Source organism: Rhizobium sp. WYCCWR 11146, from assembly GCF_013591995.1.
GTDB lineage: Bacteria > Pseudomonadota > Alphaproteobacteria > Rhizobiales > Rhizobiaceae > Rhizobium > Rhizobium indicum.
The window spans coordinates 381,443-391,203 of the sequence record NZ_JACCEY010000023.1 but is presented as its reverse complement, the minus strand read 5'-3'; the positions used below and the strand labels follow the sequence as shown (position 1 = coordinate 391,203).

At 64.3% G+C, this 9,761-nt stretch carries 5 protein-coding genes; all 5 read left to right on the top strand.

Annotated elements, in window-relative coordinates; genetic code table 11:
• Positions 1–1,716, top strand: a 1,716-nt coding sequence (locus tag HX899_RS19395) for an OmpA family protein (RefSeq protein ID WP_246697138.1), incomplete at its 5' end; no start/stop codon positions are given.
• A gap of 22 nt (positions 1,717–1,738) precedes the next feature.
• On the top strand, positions 1,739–3,355 hold the full coding sequence (locus HX899_RS19390) for a caspase family protein (protein WP_181293109.1): 1,617 nt from the start codon (positions 1,739–1,741) through the stop codon (positions 3,353–3,355).
• Positions 3,352–5,883: a trypsin-like serine protease gene (locus HX899_RS19385; protein ID WP_181293108.1), complete on the top strand. Its 2,532-nt coding sequence runs from the start codon at positions 3,352–3,354 to the stop codon at positions 5,881–5,883. The genes HX899_RS19390 and HX899_RS19385 overlap by 4 nt, the downstream gene beginning before the upstream one ends.
• Positions 5,884–5,896: 13 nt before the next feature.
• On the top strand, positions 5,897–7,081 hold the full coding sequence (locus tag HX899_RS19380) for a serpin family protein (RefSeq protein WP_181293107.1): 1,185 nt from the start codon (positions 5,897–5,899) through the stop codon (positions 7,079–7,081).
• 42 nt (positions 7,082–7,123) lie between these two features.
• Positions 7,124–9,529, top strand: coding sequence for a protein kinase domain-containing protein (locus tag HX899_RS19375; RefSeq protein ID WP_181293106.1), 2,406 nt, complete (start codon positions 7,124–7,126; stop codon positions 9,527–9,529).
• Positions 9,530–9,761: the final 232 nt, after the last annotated feature.

Genomic DNA, 9,761 nt, shown 5'->3' with positions numbered 1-9,761 from the left:
GTCGTGAAGCTTTTCCCGAACAAATACCAGACCGACGCGCTTGTCGGCGCCGGCAAGCGCGTGCAGGTGCCGGATCCGGCAAGCGGCGCCAAGCTGCAGGTTTCAGGCCCGGTCGGCCAGGAGCAGATCAAAGTCTTCTATTCCTCCAAGCCGCTCAACATCTTCGCCGATCTCGGCGGCAGCGGCAGCGGCATGTTCCGCTCGATCGACGGCGGCATGGATGCCGTTTCCCGCAGCCTTGAAGAAGCCCGCAGCCTCGGCACCAAGATCAGCAGCAAGACGCTGATGCTGACAACGGTCGATAGTCCGGCTGCCATCCCGCCCGTCGCAGCCGCCCCCGCAGCAAAACCCGCACCGGTCGAGCAGGCTGCAAAGCCGCCCGTTGCGCCGAAACCGGCCGCCGCTCCGAAGCCGAAACCGGTGACGAAACAGGAAGTCGCCAAGAAGCCGGAAACGGTGGTGGAAAAACCAAAGCCGGCTGCCCCGAAAAAGGTCGCGCCGAAGCCTGTCGAGCAGGCAACGCAACAGCCGCCGAAGAAATACAAGATCGTCACCAACCTGGCGCCCGGCCAGGAGCTTGCCGCCGACGAACTGGAGCTGATCGGTCCAGCCGACACCACCTCATCCACCCGGCCGACCCAATATAAACAGCCCACGCAGTACAAGCAGCCGAGCCAGTCTTCGCAGACGAAGATGCCGAAACTGCCGATGCCGCAGATCAAGATGCCGCAATTCAAGCTTCCCGGCGGTTTCAGCATCAAGATGCCGCAGCTAAACCTCGGCCGTTCCGCCGAACCTGATCAAGCCGGCGAGGCGATCGAGGTAGCAAACGCCGATACGCCTGTTTGCGCTGCCCTTCTCGACAAGCTGAACACCGCCGTTGCCGCCAAGGATATCGGTGCTGCAGCGGCTGAGGCCGATGCGATCGCCGTCAGCGCCGATTGCGGCCAGTTCCAGGTGAACGCCCAGCGCCGCGTCGCGGCCCTCAGGCTTTCCGCTGCCCAGGAGATGATGGCCGCCAACCAGCCGGTCGCCGATTACGAGCCGCTGCTCGTTGCTGCCGACAGCCCGCAGGTGCTCTGGCAGGCATCCGCCACGCTCGGCGAGATCTATTTCTCCGCACGCCGCTTCGCCGATGCCGCCGCCGATTACCAGCAGGCGATCGAGATCATCAAGAACGAAACCCGCACGCCGAAGGCGCCGCCTGCCGAGACGATCTCCGATCTCATCCAGCGCGCCGCCCAGGCCCGCATTCTTGCCGCCAACCCGACGAGCGACAATCCTGAAGGCAGCTTCGTGCCGGCCGAGAAGGATCATCGCAGCGGCGTGCTCGGCGGCATCTATTCCGAGAATGTGCGTGGCATCGTGCCGGTCTCCATTCCGGTTCCGATCACCTTCGACTTCAACAAGTCGAGCTTCACCTCGATCGGCACCGAAGCCGCTGAGGAGCTGCTGGAGGCGCTGAAGGAACAGAAGCCCGGCCGCATCATCCTCGTCGGCCATACCGACCGGCGCGGCGGCGACGACTATAATCAGAAGCTGTCCGAACGCCGCGCCCAGGCCGTCGCCGACTTCCTGAAGAGCAACGGCCTCGATGCGACAATCGACGCCGAAGGCCGCGGAGCTTCCGAGCCGGTCGACGTCACCGCGACCGCAAACCTCACCGAAGACGATGTCGATGCGCTGAACCGCCGCGTCGAATGGCGCCGCGAATAGACCGGGCGAGGGGGGACTGGCCATGACCGCATTCGTTTCCATGGCCGCAGCACTTGCCCTCCTCACCATGGCGGCCACCGACAGCCTGGCAAAGGTGATCGAGGCGCCCGAGCGTGGTGTGGTCAGGGCCGTGCTGATCGGCATCGACCTCTACCGCAACGTTCCGCCGCTGCACGGCGCCGTCGCCGATGCCGAGGACCTTTCGCTTTCACTGCGCTCGGTCGGCGTCGAGGACATGACGCTGCTGAAGAATGGTACTGCCGACCGCGAGGGCATCTTCCATGCGATCGAGGCCGTGGCGGAGAGGGCAGGGCCTGGCGACCTGATCGTGCTCGGCATCGCCGGCCACGGCTCGAGTGAGCCCGAGCGCGTCAAGGGTTCCAAACCGAGCGGCCGCGACGAGGTCTATATCCTCGCAGGTTTCGACACCCGGCTGCCGGGATCGCGCGAGCGCATCTTCGGCGACGAATTCAAGGCGCTGATCCGCAATATCGAGACCAAGGGCGCCGATGTCGTCTTCATCGCCGATACCTGCCATGCCGGCGGCATGACCCGCGACGTCGATCCGCGCGGCGCCGAGATCACCTGGCGTCAGGCGCCGTCCTATACGATCGAGGAAGACGATCTCGCCCCGATTTCGACGACGGCGGATGCGCTGTCCACCGGCTTCGATTTCAAGCGGCTGACCTTTCTCGCCGCCGTCGACGAAAACACCAAGTCGCCCGAGATATCAATTCCCGGCATTCCGCAGAAACGCGGCGCGCTGAGCTATGCCACCGCCCGCGCCTTCGAAGGCGCCGCGGACCGGAACGGCGACGGCGCCGTCAGCCGCCGCGAACTCTTCGAATATGTGCGCCAGGCGGTCTACCAGTTCACCAACCAGCGGCAGAACATCTTTACCGAAAGCCCGCCCGGAACCGATCTCGATCGCGCAGTCGTCTATCATTACGAAGGGGCGGGGGCCCAGGCGGCGGCGGAGAAATCAAACGCTCCGCTGCCCGCCGAGCCCGCGCCGATCAGCATTGCCGCCCTCGGCTCCGAGCCGGTGCTGCAGGGGATCGACCCCGCGGTCACGCCGTTCAAGCTGATGGAGGGTGCTGATGCCGAACTTGTCTTCGATCCCGAAAAACACGAAGCGATTGCCGGCGGCGATGTCGTCGCCTCCGGCGTCGGCGCCGGCGACATGCCCTTCGTCGTCGACCGGATGGCCGCGCTCGATGCGCTGAAGCGGCTGTCGGAGACAAACCCGCAGACCGTGCGTGTGACGCCTTCCGACACCGTCCATCGCGAAGGTGAACGCGTCGGCGTCACGGTGTCCGATATATCAGGCCGCAAGCTCGCACTCTTCGACGTCACCGGCGATGGAACCGTGCAGTTCCTCTATCCCGGCGAGAAGGAGGTGAATGCCGAGATGTCCGCGACCTTCGATCTCGATCTTTCCGTGGTCGCACCTTTCGGCACGGACCTGCTCGTCGCCGTCACCTCTGAAACCCCGATGCCCGAACTTATTGAATTCCTGAAGCAGAACGACAGGCGCCGTACCGCCGGCAATATCGCCAAGCGCCTCGGCGAATTCCTGCCCGAGGGCGCGCGCGTCGGATTTACGGTCCTCTATACCTCCGCCGGAGCCAAGCTATGAGTACGTCGATCAGCAAGGTCCTCAATATTGCGTCCGTCATGCTGCTTCTGGCTACTCCCGTGCTGGCGCAGCAGGACACCGATTTCGCCGGTGAGGATGGCGGGCGTGTCATCGGCGGCCAGGCAGCCAAGAAGGGCGAATGGCCCTGGCAGGTGAAGATCCTGGCGCCCGACCCCGAACAGCGCGGCCGCTTCGGCGGCCATTGCGGTGGCTCGCTGATCGCGCCCCGCTGGATATTGACCGCCGCCCATTGCGTCACCAGCGGCCGCTCCGGCAAGCAGGATCTCTTTGCCCGCGACCTGCTGATCGTCGAGGGCAAGTCGAAGATCGACAAGGTGATCGCGGTCGACGGGCCCGACAAGCCGGGCCTTGCCGTGGAAGACGTGATCATCCATGAGGATTTCGACCGCAAGGTCTTTGCCAACGATATCGCCCTCATCAAGCTCGCCGAGCCGGCTAAATCGAAGCCGGCGATCCTTGCCTCGGCCGCCGATGACGAGGTGGAGGCCGCCGGCCACCCGGCCGTCGTCACCGGCTGGGGCTACACCAAGGCCGACCACGGCTGGGACGACAAATACCTGCCGACCGAGCTGCAGGAAGTGGAACTGCCGATCGTCCCGCGCGAGGACTGCCGCGCCGCCTATCGCGACAGTTCGATGCGCATGAACCCGATCGACGAGCGCAATGTCTGCGCCGGTTATGCCGAAGGCGGCAAGGACGCCTGCCAGGGCGACAGTGGCGGACCGCTGGTTGCCCAGCGTCCCGACAAGCGCTGGATCCAACTCGGCGTCGTCAGCTGGGGCGCCGGCTGCGCCGAAGCCGAACATTACGGCGTCTATACCCGTGTTGCCGCCTTCCGCGACTGGATCGCTGCAAAGACCGACGGCGACGTGCCGAACGTTGAAGGACCTGCCGCTGGCGATCAGGTCGCGTCCACCACCACCGGTGGCGGGACGAAGCAGCAGCAGTCCGGGCAGGAAGAGGCCAATCTCGCCATCACCACCCCGCCCGCCACCGATACGGCGCCGGCTGGCCCGACCGAAACGCCTGCTGCCGACACGCCCGCCGGCGATACCTCGCCGGCTGACAAGCCCGTCGCCGACGAACCCGCCGTTCAGCCGCCCGTCGTCCAGACGCCGGTGATCGAAAGCTCGCCCGGCGACCGCGCGCTGCTGATCGGCATCGACGATTACGAGATGCGCGAGGCGAAACTGACCGGTTCGGCCACCGATGTGAAGGCGATGCAGCTCTTCCTTGCCAAGACGCTCGCCTACCGCCCGGAACAGATCCATACGCTGACCAACCGCAAGGCGACCCGCGAGGCGATCCTTGCCGAGATCGACGACTGGCTGGTGCGCCAGTCGACCCCCGGAAGCCGCGTCTTCCTCTATTTCAGCGGCCAGGGCTCGGAAGAAATGGGTGCGGAGGCGACGACCAGCCCGACGCTGGTGGCAGCCGATGCCAAGCTGGTGCGCGAGGGCGGCAAGGTAACGGTTACCAACCAGATCCGCGAAACCGAGATCGCTGCACGGCTGAACAGCCTCAAGGACCGCCGCGTCACGCTGCTGATCGATGCCTGCCATGTCGGCCCCGGCAGCCGCAGCGCGGTGGCAGCACCCTCCGGCACCGTGCGTTGCCTCGGCCCGGCGCTGGCAGCGCTCGAACCGCCAAACAAGTCAGGCAAGGAAGCCAAATTCTCCTTCGGCGGCGAAAACGCCATGGTCTGGTCGGCCGTCAACGCGGGGCAGTGGGCCCTCGTCGACCGCGAGGCCAAGCCGGCGCTCGGCGTCTTCACCCGCCACTTCATCGAAGGCGTGCAGGATGGCGTGGCGCGCGCAGCCGACAAGCCGAATGTCAGCAATGCCGCGCTTCTCGACTATGTCCGGCGCAAATCCGACGAATATTGCCGAACGCATGCGGGAGACTGCCGCTTCACCCCGGTGCCGCAATTTTATGGCCAGCCGGATGCGCTCGGCCGGGATGTCATCACCGGCGAGGAGGCGAAGACGCCGCTCGCCGCCGTCGAAAACACGCTGAAGAGCGACAACGAGGCCGGCGTCGCCGTCGACGTGCTGCCCGGCACCGCGGTCAGCATTGGCGACAAGGTGGCGATGCGTGTCTCCACCAAAAAGTCCGGCTACCTGATCCTGGTCGATATCGACGCCTCCGGCAAGCTGACGCAGCTTTACCCGAACAAGCGTTCCATGGGCCTGAAGCCCACCGCCAAAAGCGGCGACAACCGGCTCGATCCGGCCCGGCCGGTCGTCGTGCCCGATGCGCGCAATCCCTATATCGGCTTCGAATATGTGGTGGAGGGACCGGCCGGCGTCGGCATGGTCGTTGCCATCCTCAGCGACAAGCCGATCGAAGTGCTCGACCTGCCCGATGTGCCGACGCCTCTCGTCGGCCAGCGCGCCGCATTCAACTATGTCTACGATCTCGCCCGAAGCCTCAGGATCGTCGGCGACGACGAGACCGGCGCCCAAGGCAAATGGTCGTTCGATTCCAAATTCTATCGCATCCGCTGAACAGGAGCGAACCATGCCGAAATCCACTCTGCTGGCGGGTCTTGCCGCTTCCCTGATGGCGCTTGCCCCGGCCGCCCATGCCGGCAACTCCGGCGACAGCAAGGCGATGCTTGCAGCGCAGGCAGGACTTGCGGCCGAACTCATCGACCGTACGCTGGCAAAGGAGGGTGCTGCCAATATCATGGTGTCGCCGGCAAGCCTTGCCGCAGCACTCGGTCTTGCAAGCCTCGGCGCCTCCGACCAAGGCAAGGCCTCGATCGCCAAGGGTCTCGGCTTCGGCGGCGAGGTGAAGGGACCGGAGACGGCGCTTGACGCCATGACCCCCGAGAAGCCGGCAGCGGCGGATGCGCCTTTGACGACGGCGGTTGCGATCGTCTTCGACGACAAGCTGGTGCTCGTCCCCGATGCGCTCTCCATGCTCGCCGGCCACCGGATCAAGCCTTCTATCGAGGATCTCGACGGACCGAAATCGGTCGAGCACATCAACGGCTGGGTCAAACAGGCAACACGGGGCGCCATTCCTGTCATTCTGGACGCACCCCCCGGCGGCGGCTTCGTCAGCCTCGGCGCACTCTCGTTCAAGGCGCGTTGGAAAACCTCCTTCGATAGGGAAAGCCCGGCAAGCCCCTTTCAGCGGCCGGACGGGTCGACGATTTCGGTGCCGATGATGCATCTTGCCGGCGATGGCCAGAAATTCCGCTTCGACGAGAAATTCACCGCCGTCGACCTTGCCTATGCCGGCGAGAGCTACAGCATGGTCGTGGTGGCGGCGCGCTCCGGCAAGGGGGTGGGCGGATCGGACCTGAAGGCGCTCGCTTCCTGGCTGCAAGGCGAAAAATTCGAAGCCGCCAAGGGCGAAATCTTCCTCCCCCGCTTTTCCCTGAACGACGGGCGTGATTTGATGCCGATACTCAATGCGATGGGAGTGGCGCCCGAGAAGGCCAAGGATGCGGGTTTTCCGGGTTTCACCAAGGAAAACATCAGCCTGGCGCGCGTCCTTCAGAAGACGATGATCAAGGTTGACGAAAACGGCACGGAGGCGGCAGCAGCCACGGCTGTTATCACAGAACGCAGCATCGATCCGAAGCTTGTTCGCGTCGTGGCCGATGCCCGTTTTGCCTTTGCGCTTCGCGATACCAAGACCGGCCTGTTGCTCGCCGCAGGCCTGATCGGCGATCCATTACTGGCAGGCGAATAGAGTTCGGTTTCATGAATGCAATGAATGCAGGGGGACAAGTGCATGAGAAGTGATCTGATCGCCCGCTACACGATCGGCGAGCCGGTCTATGAGAACGAGTTCATCGTTTATCCGGCCCAGGACAAGCGGATGGACCATGCGGTCTTCATCGTCGCGCCCGATATGGCGCTGAAACTGGACAAGGCTCGTTTCGAGCGGGTCTGGACCTCCATCAACGAGGCCAAATCGCTGACGGCGCGGCGCTTCGTCGAGATCGAGGATCTCATCCCGCCGTCGCCGGAAGACGACAATTTCTATATCGTCGAGAAGCGGCCGTCGAAAACGCTGCACCAATATCTCGACGAAACGGAGATGGTGGCTTACGAGCGCGCCGCCGAGATCGGCCGCCACATCCTCGAGGGCCTGGCGACGCTGCACGGCGCCGGTTACGCTCACAATGCCCTGACGGACCAGTGCATCTATGTCTCCGAGGATTATTCCGGCCTTTCGGTCCGGATCGGCAACCTGCATCTGATCTCGAAGATCGGCGAGCACATCATCCCGCCCTATGTGCCGGAATTCGGCGCGCCGGAGATCTATGCCAGCGGCACTTTTTCCGCCTCCGCCGCGCTCGACATCTACGCCATGGGCATGATCGCCTACAAACTTTTCCTGCCACGGCAGACCTATGCCAGCGTCTTTGACAGCGTCATGGTCTGGGAAGACGAGCACCAGCGCGAGCAGAGCTGGAAGAACATCCATCTCGACCCTTCCAACATCTTTCCCCGCCTCGACGTGCTGATCCCCGGCTTTCCAGAAGGTCTTGCAAGCCTGGTGGAAAGGATGCTGAGCCGCGACCCGAGCGCGCGACCGCGCACGGGCGCCGACGCGCTGGGCGAATTCGCGCGCGTGACGACAGGCATTCAACCGATGTCGTGGGATCCGCGCGGCGGCATGCCGCAGCAGCAGGACACCCCTAAACCGAAAAAATGGACGCCCGTCAAAATCTCCATGATCGCAGCATTGCTGCTGATCTGCATCGGCATCGGTGCCATCACCATCCCGAAGCTGCTCCGCCCGGATCCGAAGCTCGTCGCCGACGTCGGAACCTGGAAGAAGGAGGCCGAAAGCCGCAAGCAGAAGGCGATCGCCGCCAAGGCGCCGGAACGCCCGGCCAGTGACCAGGCGAAACTCTACTATGACACGGGTGCTGCGGCGCTGACATCGGCCGATGCCCTGCTCAAGGACGAAGATTACGAAAAGGCCCTTCCGGGCTTCCAGACGGCAGCCATCAACCTCGGCAATGCGCTGATCGGCATCTCGAAGGAGAATGCCGAGAAGGCGAAGGCTGCCGCTTCGGCCGCAGGCGGCGACAAGGCGCCAGGTTTTGCCGAGGCCGACGCCAAGATGAAGACTGCTGCCGATGCCGCCACCGCAAAGCAGATGCATGCTGCGGTCGGCGCCTACGACGAGTCGAAAACGACGTTTGACGATCTCGCCAAGGCGCTCACCGCGCTCGCGGCAGCCGAAAAGGACGCAGCGGCAAAGCGCGAAACGGTCAATCGCATCGGCGCCGGCGATAGCCCCGACGTCGCCAAGGCGAGCGGGCTGATGACCGAGGCCAAGGCCAAGGCCGAACAATGGCAGATGCCGGCAGCGACGTCGGGTTATGGCGACGCCGCCAAACTGTTCGACGCCGTAATCGCCGATGTCATGGCGGCGAAGGACGAGGCAACGGCGCTGAAGCAGAAAGTCACCGATCTCAGCGCCTCCATTGCAACCCGCGCCGGTGCTGCCGATCCGACGCTTGCGGCACTCGCCCCGAAGATCGGCGAGGCCGACGGCCGCTACACTGCGGAAGCCTATAAGCTCGCCATCGTTGCCTACCAGCCGATCCTTGCCGATCTCGAAGCGCTGTCGGCGCGTGGATTCTGCCCGGTTTCGCAGACTCTCGCCTTCGAGACCGTCCCGGCGGGAAGTTATTCGCTGGAGAATGTCCGGCTGATGACCTCCTCGATGAAGGAGCTCGGCGGCATGCTCGGCGTTGCCAATGATGCAGTGAAGATCGACAAGTCCTTCTGCATGCAGACGAAGGCCGTCACCCGGGCAGAGATGGCGGAATATTACACCGCCAATTCCGATCCCGCCGCGGCCCAGGCCTATGCCGACAATCCGCAGCAGCCGGCCGACGACGTGCCGCTTGCCGTGGCGCAGAACTATACGGCCTGGCTGTCGAAGCAGCTGAACGCGCCCGTCCACCTGCCGTCGGCGACGGAATGGATGGCGAGCGCGGCGAAGATCACGCAGGAAAAACTGCCCGACAACGGCGATATCATCCTGCAATGGAGCGCCACACCCTGCGAAGCCGGCGGCAATGTCGCCTTCATGGCGCAGGAGGGCTCGACCTTCGTCGTCTGCTCCGACGCCTCGGCCGGCGGGATATTCCGGGTTACTGCTGAATTGCGGTAAGGGATCAGAAGGGTGGAGATCGGAAAGCGGGAGCTGTGTGCCGATTACTAGCCAATCTCAATGCGGTGAAGGCCAAGTACGACCAGAGCCGGGGCCGTCTCGAACAGACCGAGTATCGCCGGACGGCATCCCTGAGCGGTCTGTCCAATGCCTGATTGCGGATATAGGCGGACGCACTGCTGACGCGGCCAGAGCTGGAAAAGGCTCCGAAAATCGAGGCCGTCGCCAGGAA